Raw genomic sequence first — 15,624 nt, forward strand, 5'->3', positions numbered from 1 at the left:
GCCTTCTGTGTGGAGGCGGACCTCGGCTGCGCTCCAGGGCGGCGGCTCCCCGACCGGTCGGATGCCGCACTCGCGCACATGGGTGGTGACGCAGGGGTGGGGTGCGCTCCGTGGTCCGGGATGGGCTTGGTTCATAGGGGGGGCAGTCCTGACCAGGATGGTCGGCCCGGACGGTAGCCTTGGCCTGTGCCCCGTCTCTCTGAAGTCATCGCCGCGCTGGACGCTCTGTGGCCCCCCTCGCGGGCCGAGGAGTGGGACGCCGTCGGCACCGTCTGCGGCGACCCCGACGCCGAGGTCTCCCGGGTCCTGTTCGCCGTCGACCCCGTCCAGGAGATCGTCGACGAAGCGGTGAAGCTGGGCGCCGACCTGCTCGTCACCCACCACCCCCTCTACCTGCGGGGCACCACCACCGTCGCCGCCGGCACCTTCAAGGGCCGGGCCGTGCACACGCTGATCAAGAACGACATCGCGCTGCACGTCGCCCACACCAACGCCGACACCGCCGACCCGGGCGTCTCCGACGCCCTCGCCGGCGCCCTCGACCTGCGCGTCACCGGCCCGCTGGTCCCCGACCCGAGCGACCCCGCCGGCCGCCGGGGCCTGGGCCGGCTCTGCGAGCTGGACCGCCCCGAGACGCTGCGCGAGTTCACCGCGCGCGTCGCCGCCTGGCTCCAGCCGACCGCCCAGGGCATCCGGGTGGCCGGTGACCCCGACGCGATGATCCGCCGGGTCGCCGTCAGCGGCGGCTCCGGCGACAGCCTCTTCGCGCAGGTCCGGGCCGCCGACGTCGACGCGTACGTCACCTCCGACCTGCGCCACCACCCGGTGTCCGAGGCCCGCGAGCAGAGCCCGCTCGCCCTCGTCGACGCCGCCCACTGGGCCACCGAATGGCCCTGGTGCGAGCAGGCCGCGGCCCAGCTCGACGCCATCTCCGAGCGCAACGGCTGGGGTCTGCGGACCCACGTCTCGCGCACGGCCACCGACCCGTGGACGGCGCACGCGCCGTCCGTGACATCCCCTTCGATCTCCCCTTCTCTCCCTGGAGCCCCCAACTGAACGCCGAGCCCGCCGACCAGATCCGACTTCTCGACGTCCAGGCCCTGGACGTCCGGCTGTCTCAGCTGACCCACAAGCGCAAGATGCTCCCCGAGCACGCCGAGGTCGACTCGCTGACCAGCGACCTGGCCCAGCAGCGCGACTTCCTCGTCGCCGCCCAGACGCAGGCCACCGACGCCGCCCGCGAGCAGACCAAGGCCGAGCAGGACGTGGACCAGGTGCGCCAGCGCGCCGCCCGCGACCAGGCCCGCCTGGACACCGGCGTGGGCATCTCCGCCCGCGACCTGGCCAACTTGCAGAGCGAGGTCGTCTCCCTCGCCAAGCGCCAGGGCGACCTGGAGGACGTGGTCCTGGAGGTCATGGAGCGCCTGGAGGGTGCGCAGGAGCGCGTCACCGAGCTCACCGACCGGGTCGCCTCCCTGGAGGCCAAGCTCGTCGACGCCACCGCGCGCCGCGACGCCGCCACCGGCGAGATCGACGCCGAGGTCGCGGGCATCGCCAAGGACCGCGAGGTCATCGTCACCACGATGCCGGCCGCGCTGATCGCCCTGTACGAGAAGATCCGCGTGAAGCAGGGCGGCGTCGGCGCCGCCCGCCTGTCGCAGCGCCGCTGCGAGGGCTGCCGCCTGGAGCTCGACCTCGCCGAGGTCAACGAGATCAAGGCCGCCGCCCGCGACCAGATCGTCCGGCACGAGAGCTGCGGCCGCATCCTGGTCCGCATGGCCGACTCGGGCATCTGATGCCGCGGTTCGTTGTGGAAGCCGACGGCGGCTCCCGGGGCAACCCGGGGCCCGCCGGATACGGCTCCGTCGTCCTCGACCCGGTGACGGGCGAGACGCTGGCCGAGCGCGCGGAGTACATCGGCGTCGCGACGAACAACGTGGCCGAGTACAAGGGCCTCATCGCCGGGCTGAAGGCCGCCCGCGAGCTGGACCCGGACGCGGTGGTCCTCGTACGCATGGACTCCAAGCTCGTCGTCGAGCAGATGTCGGGCCGCTGGAAGATCAAGCACCCGGACATGAAGCCGCTCGCGGCCCAGGCGGCGAAGGTCATGCCGCGCGCCCAGGTGACGTACGAGTGGATCCCGCGCGAGCGGAACAAGCACGCGGACCGGCTCGCGAACGAGGCGATGGACGCGGGCAAGCGCGGCAAGCAGTGGGAGCCGTCCCACTCATCGGCCGTGCTGGACGCCTCGGCGGCCCGTACTCTGGCGACCCCGCAGGGCCCTCCGGGTGACGCAGCGAAGGGTGCCGCGGCCGTCCGGGCCGCGCTGGCCTCCGGCGGTGGTACGCGGACCCGTGCGGCTTCGGCTGCGGGTGTGCGGGCCGGCTCCGCACCGGCCGGCGCCGACACCCTGTTCGGGGACCCGGCCGACCTCGTCGACCCGGCGGCAGCCCCGGCCCCGGCCCCGGCTTCCGGGCCGGACACGGCTGCCGCGGCCGTGCCCGCCACCGCTGCGTCCACCGGCGCCGCTCCCGTCCCCGCGGCGGGACAGGGCTGGGGACCCGACATGGGGACCCCGGCCACCTTCGTGCTGCTCCGCCACGGCGAGACCGCGCTGACCCCGCAGAAGCGGTTCTCCGGCAGCGGCGGCAGCGATCCGGAGCTCTCCGAGGCGGGCCGCCGCCAGGCCGCCGCCGTCGCGGAGTCGCTCGCTGCGCGCGGCACCATCGAGACGGTGATCAGTTCCCCGCTGCGGCGCTGCCGGGAGACCGCGCAGGCCGTCGCCGACCGGCTCGGGCTCACCGTCACCGTCGAAGAGGGCCTGCGCGAGGTCGACTTCGGCGCGTGGGAGGGGCTGACCTTCGCGGAGGCGCGCGAGCGCCACCCCGAGGACCTCCAGGCGTGGCTGGACTCCCCGAGGGCCGCCCCCACGGGCGGCGGCGAAAGCTTCGCTTCGGCCACCCGCCGCATTTCGGCGACCAGGGACCGGCTGCTCGCCGAACACGCGGGCCGCACGGTGCTCCTCGTCTCGCACGTGACCCCGGTCAAGATCCTGGTCCGGCTGGCGCTGGGCGCCCCGCCGGAGGCCCTGTTCCGCATGGAGCTCTCGGCGGCCTCCCTGTCGGCGGTCGCCTACTACGCCGACGGCAACGCCTCGGTCCGCCTCCTGAACGACACCTCCCACCTGCGCTGAGCCACCGCGCCCGGCCGCACGGCGAGGCCCCCCGCCCCGACCGGGCGGGGGGCCTCGCCGTAATCCCCGAGCCGCGGCGCACCGCCGGCTGGTAGTAAGGGGTCACGCGAGGACAGCAGGAGGGACCGCCCGTGCCGCCGTACCCGTCCGGCTTCCGGTAGCACCCCCAGGAAGGCCCTGGGGTGCGGCTGGAGGCTCTCCTTGTCCCGCACCGCCCACCACATTCCCGCCCCGCACACCCCGTTCGCCGTTCAGCGGCGCGCGGAGCGCGACACCCCGGGCCGGCGTTCGTACAGCGGCCCCTGGCGCCGCGTCGACCTGCGCACCCTGCGCTACTCCGCCGCCGAGCTCCGTACCGCGGCGAAGGAAGGCAGGCGCCCGCGGCCGCGGGAGGTCCGGCGCGCCTTCGACAGCTGGCGGTACTGCTGCGCCTTCGCGGCGTCCCCGTCCGTGGCCGCGAACCTCGCGGAGCGCGCCTCGCGCGCACGGGCCCGTACAGCCTGCCGCGCCGCGCTCCACGACCCCGAGACGGTCATCGAGCCCTACCGGCCCCGCTACGGGGCCCACTGGGAGGCCTGACCGCCACCCGGTACGACGAAGCCCCCGCCCCGAACGAACGGGAAAGCGGGGGCTGTTCGTCGGCAGACGAGCCGGCCTGTACGCCGGGTTCTGTCACCCGGTGACCTCGCGGTCGCCGGGGAGACGGCCATCCATCTAGGACCGGCGTTGCCGCCGGCCTCGTGCGGTCTACCCGCGAACTCGGGCGGGCAGCCCTCAAGCGTTCGCGCAGGTCCTGCCATCCGAAAACGGCCGGACCCTCTTGACCTTGCTCCGGGTGGGGTTTACCTAGCCGCCTGAGTCGCCTCAGGCGCTGGTGGTCTCTTACACCACCGTTTCACCCTTACCGGGGGCCGAAGCCCCAGGCGGTCTGTTTTCTGTGGCACTGTCCCGCGGGTCACCCCGGGTGGCCGTTAGCCACCACCCTGCCCTGTGGAGCCCGGACGTTCCTCGGCGGGATCCGGGGATCCCGACGCGGCCGCCCGGCCGACTCGTCTGCCGTGTCGACCATGGTACCTGCAACGTGTAAGCACTTGACCTTGACGCAGCGGCAAGGTTTCTACTGGGCCCATGCGGATCGGAGAGATCGCCGCGCTCGTCGGGGTCACCACCCGGGCGATCCGGCACTACCACCACGTCGGCCTGCTCCCCGAGCCGGACCGGCGCCCCAACGGCTATCGCGCCTACAGCGTGCGCGACGCCGTCCGGCTGGCCCGGGTACGCCGGCTGACCGAGCTCGGGCTGAGCCTCGATGAGGTGCGCGACGTGCTCGCGGACGACGCGGGGCGCGAGCTGGCCGAGGTACTGGCCGAGCTCGATGCCGACCTCGCCCGCCAGCAGGCCGAACTGGCCGAGCGCAGACGGCGCCTGGCCGTCCTGCTCGCCGCCCCGCCCGGGGAGGCCGAGCCGGTCTCGCCCGCGCTCGCGGAGCTGCTCGCCAAGGCGCCCGCGACGGCCTCGCCGTCCGCCGCGCTCGACCGCGAGCACCTGAGCCTGCTGGACGCCTCGGGCGCCGTGGGGGAGGAGCTCTACGCCCTGCTCGGGACGGTCGCCGCCGATCCGGCCGTGCTCGCGCTGTACGAGCGGCTCGACGAGCTCGCCGACGCGGACGGGGACGACCCCCGGATCGGGCCGCTCGCCGCGGACCTGGTGGCCGCGGTGCCCGCCGAGGCGTTCGCGGCGATGGCGACGGCGACGCCGGAGGGGGCCGGCGGGCCGCAGGCGGTGCCGGGCTTCCTGGAGGCCCTGCTCGCCGAGTACGCCCCGGCGCAGGCGGAGGTCGTCCGCCGGGTGATGGAAGCCTTCACGGACACGTGGGCCACGCACACGAAAAGGGGCGGGGAATGAACGCGATACGCGCGGCACGGACCGGGGTGGCCGCCGTGCTCCCCATGGAGCTGGCACTGGTGGTGTGCGTGGCGGCCGGGGTGCGCCCGCCCGGCTGGGTCCTCGCCGTCGCCGAGGTGGTGGTGCTGGGGGTCCTCCTCCTGGAGGCCGGCGTCCTCTACTCCCTGTACGCCGCCGCCCGTGCCCGCGGCGCCGACCCGGGCACGGCCCGCCGAGAGGCCGTACGGGCCGTGGTGCCCGCGACCGTACGCCGCCTCGTGCTCCACGAGCTGCGCGCGTCCGCCTCGCTGGCCCGGTGGGCGCTGCGGCGGCCGCCGCACGGGGTGCGCCCCGGAGACCACGCCGCCGCGTACACCGGACCGCAGACGGCCATGATGTACGGGCTGGTGTTCGTGTCGCTGATCGAGACGGTGGCGCTGGCCTTCCTGATCCCCTGGCCGGCCGTCCACCGGGTGGTGCTCGTCCTCGACGTGTACGGGGTGCTGTTGATGCTCGGGCTGCACGCCGCCTGCGTCACCCGGCCGCACGTCGTGAGCCCCGACGGGACCCTGCGGATCCGCTACGGGGCCCTCTTCGACCTGGCCGTCCCGCCGGACGCGGTGGCCTCGGTCCGGGTGGACCGCCGCTACCCCGAGGGACGGCTCGTCACCCTCTCCGAGGACGGGGTGCTCGACCTGATCGTCGGCAGCCAGACCACGGTCACCGTGGAGCTGGTCCGGCCGCTCGCCTTCCGCCGTCCGCTCGGCGCCCGCGCCGAGGCCCGCGTCGTCCGCTTCCACGCCGACGAGCCCCGCGCACTGGTCGACGCACTGCGGCAGCCCACACCCCCGTGACGGGCTGCCACAGTGGCGACTGTGTGCGCCGAGCGTGACAAGCCGGGGCGCGCCTGTCTTGTCGAAAACGGCACGGCTCGAAAACGGCACGGCCCGAAAACGGCACGGCTCGAAAACGGGCTGCCCCGAAGACAGGCCCTAGCGGACCAGCGCGAAGGTGGTGGCCGCGACGGCCGCGCCCACCGCGGTGCCCGCGAGGACCTGGGCGAGGGTGTGGTCCTTCAGCTCGACCCGGGACCAGCCGACGACGGCGACCAGCGGGTAGGCGAGCAGCAGCCAGGGCCCGTAGGTCAGGGCGAGCATGGCCACGCTCCCGGAGGAGACGGCCGCGTGCACGCTGATCTTCCAGACGGGGGTCACGGCGAGCAGGGCCGCGAGGGTGGCCAGCATGGCCGCGATCAGCGCGATCATCGTGCGGGGCGAGCCGAGCAGCGCCATCAGCAGGATGCCGGTGGCGACCGAGCCGATGATGAACACCATCACGGTGATGCGCTGTCGGCGCTGACCGACGTGCCGGTCGGCCCAGCGGCCGCGCCGGATGCCGTACTTGATGAAGGCCAGCGGGATGACGGCGCTGAACAGGCAGCCCAGGAGTCCCCAGCCGATCCCGGCGAGGCCGGCGGTGTGCCAGCCGATCAGGAGGGTGTCGGCGATGATCCAGGTCTTGGGATCGAGCCCGTCGGTGATCAGGCGGGCGGACCGGGACTCGGCGGGCTGGGTGAGCGTGGCGGTCACGCCGTGGCCTCCTGGCTGGTGGCGCTGGTAGCGCTGCTGGTGGTGAGGAATGCGTCGGCCACGGCGGAGTGGTAGATCCGGGCGAGCTGGATCAGTCGCAGTACTTCGGCGGAGAAGTCGAGTTCGTCGATGCCGGCGGTGGCCGGCGGCTCCTGGGTGCCGTGGAGCGGCTGGATCCCGCGGGCCTTGCCCTCGCGGGCCGCCCGCATCCACAGGGCCTCGGCCGCCGGGCTCGTCGCCGGGTCGAACCCGGCCTCCAGGGCGGCGCGGTGCGCGCGCTCGCGGACCTCGGGGGCGGTGTACGCGTCCAGGGTCAGGGCGGCGTCGCGGATCTCGATCACCCGCCGGTACAGCCGCAGGCGCGGGCTGCGCAGGAGCCCGGTCTTCAGGACGATGTCGGGGGTGACCGCGGTCAGGTCCTGCCAGAGCGGCTGGAGCTGCCGGTGGTGCCGGCCGTCCTGGACGGTGCGCCAGGCCACGCCGAAGGCGGGGATGCTGCTCCCGATGAGGATGAAGCCGATCGCCAGGTACTTCAGGGCGTCGGTGACGTTGTCGACCGCGACGTCGCTGGTGTCGTCCGTGAGGCCCGCCAGACGGCTCGCGATGTACCCGGCCCGCAGCAGGGTGTAGAGCACGCCGACGGCGGTTCCGATGCCCATGAGCCGGACGCCGGTCCGCAGCCACAGGGCGCTGGCGTGCCGGGCGCTGCCCCAGAAGAGCCAGGTGGCGGTGGCCATGGCGATGCCGAGGTAGACGACGAAGAGGAGGTAGTAGAGCGTGGCCCAGCCGTTGCCCGCGGTCTCCTCGAAGAAGTCGGTCATCTCGTGGGGCCGCGGGACGAAGAAGACGAAGAGCACCGCCATGGCCGTCATCGCGGTGAGCGCGGCGTAGTGCCGGGCCCGCAGCCGGCGGCCGGTCTCCGGGCGGGCGATGGCGACGACGAAGTCGACGACCGCGCCGGCCGCGATCATGCCGAGCCAGTGCTTGACGAGGGTGGAGAGGTTGTTGACTCCCGCCCCGTCGTCCAGGGTGCGCATCACGCCGGGGAGGCGGAGCGTCATGGAGACGGTCAGGGCGGCGAACGCCGTCCACAGGGCCCGCTGTTTGACCGACCGGACGGCTGAGGGGGCGCGCCAGACCGTCACCGTCCACAGCATGGCCAGGATGGCGATTTCGAGGTGTTTCACTTCACGACCACGTGTTTCGAACGGGGTGCCCGAGGGCGTCATGGAGGCGTACGAGACGGTCCTCGGCCTCACTGTCACTGGAGGTCGACTGCGTCGTGTTGTAGCGGCCGGCCCGCTCGTGGATGAGCGTGGCCAGGGTCTCGGCCTGCCGTTCCTGCGGGCTGGCGAACTTGCTCCGCCCCATCAGGTGGGCCAGGCGGTCGATGTCGAGGCCGAGTTCCTCGTCGATCGTTTCGGTCCTGCGTGCGACGTTCCTGATCCGGGCCGCCTCGGTGCGGATGATCGAGGCCACGGGCAGCTCGGGGCGGTCGAGTCCGGAGACGGCCGTGTGCGTACGCGTCAGCAGGCGCTGGAAGTGCTCGGAGGCCCGGGCGAGCTCCCGGTCCGAGGGCTGTTCGGGCATGTCGAGTTCGGGAGCGACATGGCCGAGCAGCATGTGCGAGATCTCGTGGAGGACGATCTGCACCTTGAGGATCTCGGCGGCGACGGCGTCGTAGAAGACGAGGTCGGCGACGTCCAGTCCGAGCCAGATCCCGCAGGGCAGGGCCGGGTCGGAGGGTCCGTCGAGGGGCAGCAGGATCAGCGGCCGGCCGCGCTGCGCGGCTATGCCCTCGCAGAAGGCTTCCAGGTCGAACGGCCGGGGGATGACGAGCCGGTCCGCGACGGCGGCGCACTCCGCGTCGGCGCGCTTCCACCAGCGCATGGTCGCCCTCCCCGCCCGTCATCGCCCAGTCCGCACACCTGATCGGGTCTGAGAGTAACCGGAAGCGCAGCAGGGGCTGACTGAGGACGTGTCGGTGGCCGGAATATGGCTGATGGGGTGAGGCGCGTGGCTGATTCGCGCCTCAGGACTCCTTGCCGCGGCGGCGGCGGGGCTTCACATCCGGAAGCCCTTCGGCCTTCCGGAGCTGCTTGATCAGGCCGGTGACGGACCGCATGGAACCGGCGGACAGCCCGCTGAGGCGGAAGGCCGCGGCCTTGACCTGCTCGTCCTCGAGGACCTGGGCGAACTCGTCGGCCGCGGCGGCCTTGCCCATCTCCTCGCGCAGCCGCGCGATCCGCTCCTCGATCCGCTGCTCGATCGCCTGGGCGTTCTCGCCGTCGGCCAGGTACCCGACGGTGACGCCGAAGAAATTGGCGATGGCGCGGATCGAGTCGATGCCCGGGTTCGGGTTGTTGTTCAGGCGGATGGTCTGGACGGTGCCGTGCGAGACGGAGGGTCCCGACAGCTTCTTGGTGCCCTCGGCGATCTCCTGGTACGTGTACGGACCGCGGCCCGCCGGGTGGATCGTCTCGATCAAGAAGCCGAGGCGGTCACCCATGGTGTCCCGCCGGCCGGTGGGGGTCTCCTCACCCATCACCGTCACTGCTCCCGTCTACGGCTGGACCTCATGGTCCAGTACTAAATCATCGTCGACATTATCTACCTGCCTAGATGGCTTTCGCCACACAGTGCAACGAACTGCGTCTACCCAGCTAGCGGACCCCGGGGAATGTGACCCATGCCATATTGCCCCCGGGGCGCCCCGCAGGACCTTGACAGGCCATGTGTGCCGCGGCGTATCTTCGTCCAGCCGTCTAGCCCACTAGATGGTTCGGCGCTCAACCGCTCGACGCGATGCGTCTAGCCGACTGAGCTTCGGAGCCGGTGGGCGGGGCGGGAAGGGGGAGGAGCCGCGCTGCCGTCACGGCGGCGGGCTCCAGGTGCAGGACCAGGGGGGTCGGCGCGCTCGCCCGTGGGCTGAGGTACGGGGGTCCTCAGCCCGGGGCGGGCGAACCGCCCGCCGACGGGAGCCGACGCCCGTCGGCGGGGTCCGGCGGAATCCAACGGGGGAGCCGCCGCCGGACGGCACGGTCCGGCCGCCGCCCGGGACGCGATCCGAGGCGCGTCCCGGGCCGCGATCCGGCGGGGCGTCAGGTCGGCCGGCGCCCTGGATGGCCGGTGCCACGCGGCCTGGTGGTTCAGCCGCCTAGCTGTCTAGCTGTCTAGTGCCGCATCAGGCAACGTTTGCCCTGTCGACGACGGCGCGTAGGCGTCGGTCGTCGGCATGGCGGTTTCGCCAGATGATGTAGCGGCGGATCATGCTTCCTTGTTCCTTGTTCCTTGTTCCTTGTTCCTTGTGGCTGACGTGGTCAGTGCCGTCGAGGGTGAAGTAACGCAGGGCGGTGAACTGGCCCTCAATGCGGCTGCGCCAGGAGCTGTTGGTGGGTGTATAGGCGATCTCGACATCTTCGGGCTCGCCCTCCTCGTGTATGACCTCGCCGTCGGCGATCGCGTAGAGGTGCTCAACGCGAGCCTTCTTGGCCGCGTAGTCCGGGCCGCGGGAGGTCTTCCAGGTCTTCAGGCGTTGAAAGGAGACGCCTACCTCGCGGAGCAGGATGCGCAGGCCCTCGTGGCTGATGTCGTCGACCACCCTCTCGGCGAACAGGAAATCGGCCGGCTTGGTCAGGCTCCAGGTCGAGAACGGCAGGTCGTGTTCGGTCGGTTTGGACTTGGCGATCTTCTTGATCTCGCGGCGTTCGGGCAGGGTGAAGGTCTTCGGCCGTCCACCCTTGCACTTCGGGTAGAGCGAGTCGAAGCCGTCGATGTTGAAGTTGTGGATCACGTCGCGGACCCGGTCATCGCTGGTGAACGACACTTCGGCGATCTTTGCCACCGGCATGCCCTGCGCGGACAGCAGGATCATCTGGGCTCGCCGCCAGGTGACCACCGACCCGATGCCTCTGCGGATGATCCGCAGCAGCCGTCTGCCCTCGTCGTCGATCTCGCGCACCCGCACCCGCACAGCCACGGACCAGCACACTGGCAGATCCCCACGGCCCCGGCCAGGCCACCACCCGAGTGTCAGAAAGCGGCCTCGGCAACACGGCTCCGCAACCACGCTGCTTCCGCGGGCATCAGGTTCGGGTCGGCCAGCTTGGCCCTGACCGCCTCCTGGAGCCGTCCCGTGGGGTCGGTCCGAGAGCCGTGGCGTATGCCGCGCAGCAACAGGCTCCGTCCCAGGCGGGCGGCGAGTCCGGGGACGTCCGCGCTGCCGATGGTCACCATGGTCATCGCCACATCGGCAGCGGGATCACCAGCGCTCGCGTTGCACCAGTCAATCACCACCGGGCCCCGCTGGGTCAGCATGACATTGCCCGGATGCAGGTCCAGATGCAGCACCCGGTCATCATCTGCCGTGCTGAACCGCTTGGGCAGCCACTCCGGTGCCGGCAGCATGTGCAAGCGGTCGTGGAGGCCGCCCAGCACCCGGCCGAGGGAACCCACCTGCCACGGGCGCCGGGCCATCACGTCCAGCATCGTCGGCCCGGTCAGCCGCTCTAGAACCATGTCAGTCCCGGTGGCCTCGTACACCTGGGGCACCGGATACCCGTATGCCGCCAGGTGCGTCATCAGACGCGACTCGAGACCGGTGGGACCCCCGTGCCGGTATCGCCGCAGTACCCTGGACTCATCCAGGGCATACACATCAGCGTCCCGACCCCGCGCGATCAACTCCATGCGATGCAGTCTGTCTTGACAGGCAAGCCCGCGCCAACAGGGCGAACGTTGCCTGACGCGGCACCAGCATCACATCAACAGTAAGACTCGTGATCGGGGTCATCCCCGCGTGCGCGGGGAGCAGACTCACTGACCTGCCACTTTAAGTTGGCAACCGTACGTTCTGCAGCTTTCACCGAAATCGACACCAACCTCGGCCCGTCACGATGCCCACGCCGAAGGGCGATGCCAGCGCCGCGTCTGGGCCCTCCTGGACTCAGCTCTCCCGGGGCCGCTGGTAAGACTGGCGGAGCCAGCCGGCCCCAGGGCGCCTACGCGGGATCCGCGGGAGGCGTAGCCCGCGTAGGCCCCACGCACGACGCCCCATGCGGCCGGTGGGGACCGTACGCGCGTCTGCGGTACCGGGGAGGGGCGGTACGCGGGATAATCGGGTTCATGGTCATGCTCTCCTCCAGCAGTGCGGCGCCCTCGGCGGCCGAGGTGCTCCACGCCCGGTACGCGGGCCGGCTGCCCGTCTCCCTGGATGAGCTCGCCGGGCCCCGGCATGGTGTGGTCGAGCTGCCGCTGCACGTGGCCTGGTCGGGCTTGCGTTCCTACGACCTGGACCGGCCGCGCCTGCGCATGGGGCTCTACCGCACGGTCCTGGCCGAGGGGCTTCACGAGGACCTCGTCACCCTCCTGAACCGCGACCTCCTCCTCACGCAGTGGCCCGTCCTGCGCACCCTGGTCAGCCGGCACCTGCGCGAGGTCTGGGAAGACGCCTTCCCCGAGCTGCTCGCGGCGACGGGATCCGCCGCCGCGTGAAGCTGACCGACCTGCACCGCCGGCTCCTCGCCGCCGTGATCGACATCGGCGCCCCGTACCCCCTCGTGATCACCGGCGGGTACGCCGTCCAGGCCCACGGCCTCGTCGAGCGCATCAGCCAGGACCTCGACGTCGCCACCGAGAACCCCGCCCCGATGGCGGAGATCGTCACGGGCCTGGAGCAGGGATTGGCCGCCCGGGGCTGGCAGGTGCGGGTGATCGCCGTCGACCCGCTGTCGGCCAGGCTGATGGTCGTCGACCCGGACACCGGCGAGGAGTGCGAGGTCGACGTCCTCAAGGAGCACTTCTGGAACCCGCCGGCCCAGACCGAGTACGGGCCGGTACTCGCCTTCGACTCCGTCATCGGTACGAAGGTCCGCGCACTCGCCGACCGCGGAGCCGTCCGCGACTTCATCGACGTCCACGCCGCCTCCCGCCACCGCACCACCTCCGACCTCGAACGCCTCGGCGAGCGGCACGGCCGCGACGAGTTCCGGCTCCAGGACCTGCGCGACCGCCTCGCCGGCGCCGACTGGGCGGACGACGACGAGTTCGCCGCGTACGGCCTCACCGAGGACGAGACCGCCGAGCTGCGTACCTGGGCCCGCCGCTGGACGGACGACCTCGACCAGCGGCTGCACGACTCCGAGCACGATCACGATCACGGAGCCTGAGCTCGATCACCCTGCGCCCGGAACCGAGTTCCCATCGGAGTCAGGCGTTCCACCACTCGGCCGTGCCACAGCCGACTTCGTAGTGCCACCAGCCTTCCTCCTGCCCTTGAGCCAGCAGTGCCTTGATCCCGGCGAAGTCCGCGTCCGCCGGCACGGTGAAGGCGACCAGAGGGAAGTCCGCGGTGGTGTGGCACTCGTCGCGCTCCGCCCGGGTGGGCACCCGGCGTCTGCCGGTGGTCCACTGAAAGGAGGCCGGAAGGAGAGGAGCCGAGATGTACGTCCTGCGCGTCCAGCACTCCGTACCGGACTACGCGGCCTGGAAGGCGGCCTTCGACAGTGACCCGCTCGGCCGGGAGAAGTCCGGGGTTAAGAGCTACCGCATCCTGCGGCCCGCGGACGACCCGGGCCACGTCATGATCGACTTGGACTTCGACACCGCCGCCGAGGCCGAGGCTCTGGAGGCCGCCCTCCGGGAGATGTGGACCAGGGTGACCGTGGCGGTCGACCCGCAGAGCCAGATCGTCGAGGTGGTCGAGACCCGGCAGTACTGAAACCCCATGCTCGTGTCCCATCAATCGGCAACCTGCCTGCGTTTCATGATCATTCACGCGGGATGATGGCGGTATGCATGATGGGAATGGGCTGTTCGAGGTCGAGCCGGTCAGGAAGAGGCAGCCGCAGGGGCGTCCGGCGGTGGTGGACAAGCGGCCCCACCCACAGCCTCCAAGCGCCGACGGGACGGCCGCGACCGATCACATCGATCACGGCCGACTGGCCATGTGCCCGTTACTGACCCACGCTCCTAGTGCCGTATCAGCCAACGTTCGCCCTGTAGTGCCTCAGATCGCGGATGGCGCATGTCTCGGCGAACGCGACGTCGGAAATCCGCCAGCATGCTCGCGGTCGGTCGGGCGAGAATCCGCTCATGATCGCTGAAGCGCAGGGAATCCGCATCCGGCACCGCGGGCATGAACCGCAGGTCCATCCCACCGCCTATGTCGCCCCGACGGCCACGCTCGTCGGTGATGTCCGCGTGGGGCCGAGGGCGCGGGTGATGTACGGTGCGGTGCTCGATGCCGAGGGGTCTCGGATCGAGGTCGGGGAGGCGGCGGTGATCTGCGAGAACGCGGTGTTGCGCGGGTCTGCGGTCGCCGGCGATCAGCCGGTGCTTGTCGGCGACCATGTCTTCGTGGGGCCGCATGCCACGCTGTTGGGCTGCGAGGTCGGCAGGTGCGTCTATGTGGCGACCGCGGCGACGGTCCTGCAGTGCGCACGGTTGGGGGCCGGCTCGGTTGTCGCTGTCGGCGCGCTCGTCCATGCGCGCACCGTTTTGCCGGACGAGTACTTCGTGCCGCCGCACACCGTGGCGCTTGACGCGCCGGTGCGGCTGCTGGCCCCTGGCGATCCGGGCCTGGCCGAGGCCGTCGGGCGGGTGGGCTTCGCGCAGGTGGCGTTCGGCGTCGACGCGGAGTGGACCGACCGGATCAGCCGGTACGAGCGCATCGCGGAGGTGCGCGTCGCCGAGTTCGGCACGCACGCGGACGATGAGGTTCTGAATCTCGGCTAGCGCCGCATCAGCGACCCTTGTGCTGTGGTGAGGTGACGCGCCGTCCGGATTCCACTCCGGCGCACGCGTCCGGCAAGCTGTGCCGGTGGCAGAGCGAGTGCGGGTCCGTGAGATCGGTGACGACGAGGGCAGGCGGCCGCTGCTGATCATCCGTAGGGGCACCGGGTCGGTGGTGACCTGGCGCCGGGCGCAGATGGTGCTGTTATCCGCGCAGGGCATGCCCGTGGCGAAGATGGCCGGGGTGACGTTCACCAGCGCGGACCGGGTCCGGGATGTGATCCACAACTTCAACGCTGACGGCTTCGACTCGCTCTATCCGAAGTACGCGGGCGGGCGGCCGAGGACCTTCACCCTGCCCGAGCGCCGGGAGATCAAGAAGATCGCCAAGTCCAAGCCGGCCGAGCACGGCCTGCCGTTCTCGACCTGGAGCCTGGCCAAGCTGGCCGACTTCCTGGTCGCCGAGGGGGTCGTCGACGACATCAGCCACGAGGGCCTGCGGGTCCTGCTCCGCGAGGAGGGCGTCTCGTTTCAACGCCTGAAGACCTGGAAGACCTCCCGCGATCCGGACTACGCCGCCAAGAAGGCCCGCGTCGAGCACCTGTACGCCATCGCCGACGGCGAGGTCATACCCGAGGACGGCGAGCCGGAGGTGGTGTTCTGCTTGGACGAGTTCGGCCCGCTGAACCTGTAACCGCACCCGGGCCGGCAGTGGGCCGAACGCGGCGGCAGGCACAAAGACCCCGACCGTGAACCACGCCGCAGGCGGCGGGCGACCTACAACCGCCCACACGGGGTGCGGCACCTGTTCGCCGCCTACGACCTGGCCAAGGACAAGCTCTACGGCGACATCAAGAAGACCAAGAACCGATCGAAGTTCCTGGAACTCTGCCGCTACCTGCGCACCCTCTACCTGCCGACAGTCCGCCTGGCGATCGTGTGTGACACCTACTCCCCGCACCTGACCACCAAGCGGTGCCGCCGGGTGGCGGACTGGGCAGAGGCCAACAACGTCGAGATCGCCTACACCCCGACCAACTCCTCGTGGCTGAACCGCATCGAGGCCCAGTTCACTGCCCTGCGCTACGTCACCCTCGACGGCACCGACCACGCCGGCCACAAAGAGCAGGGCAGCATGATCCGCCGCTACATCATCTGGCGAAACCGCCACGCCGACGACCGGCGCCTACGCGCCGTCGTCGACAGGGCAAACGTTGCCTGATGCGG

Annotated in this window: 16 protein-coding genes, 1 other RNA gene and 2 pseudogenes; 11 read left to right on the top strand and 8 right to left on the bottom strand. The window is 71.4% G+C overall.

Annotated elements, in window-relative coordinates:
- The first annotated feature begins 186 nt into the window (after positions 1–186).
- From MTF69_RS00720 to MTF69_RS00735, 4 genes are all read left to right on the top strand, one after another.
- Entirely contained in the window at positions 187–1,056 is an 870-nt protein-coding gene (locus MTF69_RS00720) for a Nif3-like dinuclear metal center hexameric protein (RefSeq protein ID WP_243329561.1), read from the top strand.
- Positions 1,053–1,796 (top strand): zinc ribbon domain-containing protein, encoded by a 744-nt coding sequence (locus MTF69_RS00725; protein WP_243330412.1) that lies wholly within the window; start codon positions 1,053–1,055, stop codon positions 1,794–1,796. The genes MTF69_RS00720 and MTF69_RS00725 overlap by 4 nt, the downstream gene beginning before the upstream one ends.
- Positions 1,796–3,193 carry a bifunctional RNase H/acid phosphatase gene (locus MTF69_RS00730; protein WP_243329563.1) on the top strand — a complete coding sequence of 466 codons (1,398 nt, stop codon included), beginning with the start codon at positions 1,796–1,798 and terminating at the stop codon, positions 3,191–3,193. Before MTF69_RS00725 ends, MTF69_RS00730 begins: the two co-directional genes overlap by 1 nt.
- A 201-nt stretch (positions 3,194–3,394) precedes the next feature.
- On the top strand, positions 3,395–3,772 hold the full coding sequence (locus MTF69_RS00735; RefSeq protein WP_243329565.1) for a hypothetical protein: 378 nt from the start codon (positions 3,395–3,397) through the stop codon (positions 3,770–3,772).
- Positions 3,773–3,835: 63 nt separating this feature from the next.
- Here MTF69_RS00735 and rnpB read toward each other — a convergent pair.
- Positions 3,836–4,245: RNase P RNA component class A (gene rnpB / locus MTF69_RS00740), an RNA gene on the bottom strand.
- Between the two features lie 76 nt (positions 4,246–4,321).
- Between rnpB and MTF69_RS00745 the strand changes: the two genes are divergently transcribed.
- Positions 4,322–5,098 carry a MerR family transcriptional regulator gene (locus tag MTF69_RS00745; protein WP_243329567.1) on the top strand — a complete coding sequence of 259 codons (777 nt, stop codon included), beginning with the start codon at positions 4,322–4,324 and terminating at the stop codon, positions 5,096–5,098.
- On the top strand, positions 5,095–5,931 hold the full coding sequence (locus MTF69_RS00750; protein WP_243329568.1) for a hypothetical protein: 837 nt from the start codon (positions 5,095–5,097) through the stop codon (positions 5,929–5,931). Before MTF69_RS00745 ends, MTF69_RS00750 begins: the two co-directional genes overlap by 4 nt.
- 138 nt (positions 5,932–6,069) lie before the next feature.
- Here the strand turns inward: MTF69_RS00750 and MTF69_RS00755 are convergent, their stop codons facing one another.
- The 6 genes from MTF69_RS00755 to MTF69_RS00780 all read right to left on the bottom strand — a co-directional run bounded on the left by MTF69_RS00755 (position 6,070) and on the right by MTF69_RS00780 (position 11,355).
- Positions 6,070–6,666: a hypothetical protein gene (locus tag MTF69_RS00755; protein WP_243329570.1), complete on the bottom strand. Its 597-nt coding sequence runs from the start codon at positions 6,664–6,666 to the stop codon at positions 6,070–6,072.
- Positions 6,663–7,853: an MAB_1171c family putative transporter gene (locus MTF69_RS00760; protein WP_243329572.1), complete on the bottom strand. Its 1,191-nt coding sequence runs from the start codon at positions 7,851–7,853 to the stop codon at positions 6,663–6,665. Before MTF69_RS00760 ends, MTF69_RS00755 begins: the two co-directional genes overlap by 4 nt.
- Position 7,854: 1 nt before the next feature.
- Positions 7,855–8,556, bottom strand: a complete 702-nt coding sequence (locus MTF69_RS00765; RefSeq protein ID WP_243329574.1) for a hypothetical protein — start codon at positions 8,554–8,556, stop codon at positions 7,855–7,857.
- Between the two features lie 142 nt (positions 8,557–8,698).
- The gene (locus tag MTF69_RS00770; protein WP_243329576.1) at positions 8,699–9,211 is read right to left on the bottom strand and encodes an XRE family transcriptional regulator; all 513 of its coding nucleotides are present in this window, start codon (positions 9,209–9,211) and stop codon (positions 8,699–8,701) included.
- A gap of 639 nt (positions 9,212–9,850) precedes the next feature.
- Entirely contained in the window at positions 9,851–10,645 is a 795-nt protein-coding gene (locus MTF69_RS00775) for a helix-turn-helix domain-containing protein (RefSeq protein WP_243329578.1), read from the bottom strand.
- 53 nt (positions 10,646–10,698) lie between these two features.
- Entirely contained in the window at positions 10,699–11,355 is a 657-nt protein-coding gene (locus MTF69_RS00780) for a phosphotransferase (RefSeq protein ID WP_243329581.1), read from the bottom strand.
- Positions 11,356–11,790: 435 nt separating this feature from the next.
- Here MTF69_RS00780 and MTF69_RS00785 point away from each other — a divergent pair, with 435 nt between their 5' ends.
- Positions 11,791–12,159: a hypothetical protein gene (locus tag MTF69_RS00785; RefSeq protein WP_243329583.1), complete on the top strand. Its 369-nt coding sequence runs from the start codon at positions 11,791–11,793 to the stop codon at positions 12,157–12,159.
- Positions 12,156–12,833, top strand: a complete 678-nt coding sequence (locus tag MTF69_RS00790; protein WP_243329585.1) for a nucleotidyl transferase AbiEii/AbiGii toxin family protein — start codon at positions 12,156–12,158, stop codon at positions 12,831–12,833. The genes MTF69_RS00785 and MTF69_RS00790 overlap by 4 nt, the downstream gene beginning before the upstream one ends.
- Before the next feature lie 40 nt (positions 12,834–12,873).
- Here MTF69_RS00790 and MTF69_RS00795 read toward each other — a convergent pair.
- Positions 12,874–13,011: pseudogene (locus MTF69_RS00795) on the bottom strand (DUF4265 domain-containing protein); the annotation flags it as partial.
- A gap of 94 nt (positions 13,012–13,105) precedes the next feature.
- Here MTF69_RS00795 and MTF69_RS00800 point away from each other — a divergent pair.
- The 3 genes and pseudogenes from MTF69_RS00800 to MTF69_RS43305 all read left to right on the top strand — a co-directional run bounded on the left by MTF69_RS00800 (position 13,106) and on the right by MTF69_RS43305 (position 15,619).
- The gene (locus tag MTF69_RS00800) at positions 13,106–13,384 is read left to right on the top strand and encodes a hypothetical protein (protein ID WP_243329587.1); all 279 of its coding nucleotides are present in this window, start codon (positions 13,106–13,108) and stop codon (positions 13,382–13,384) included.
- 374 nt (positions 13,385–13,758) lie between these two features.
- Entirely contained in the window at positions 13,759–14,400 is a 642-nt protein-coding gene (locus tag MTF69_RS00805) for a gamma carbonic anhydrase family protein (RefSeq protein WP_243329589.1), read from the top strand.
- 85 nt (positions 14,401–14,485) lie between these two features.
- Positions 14,486–15,619, top strand: a pseudogene (locus MTF69_RS43305) (IS630 family transposase).
- Positions 15,620–15,624: the final 5 nt, after the last annotated feature.

Source organism: Streptomyces sp. AP-93 (genome assembly GCF_022808175.1).
Lineage (GTDB): Bacteria > Actinomycetota > Actinomycetes > Streptomycetales > Streptomycetaceae > Streptomyces.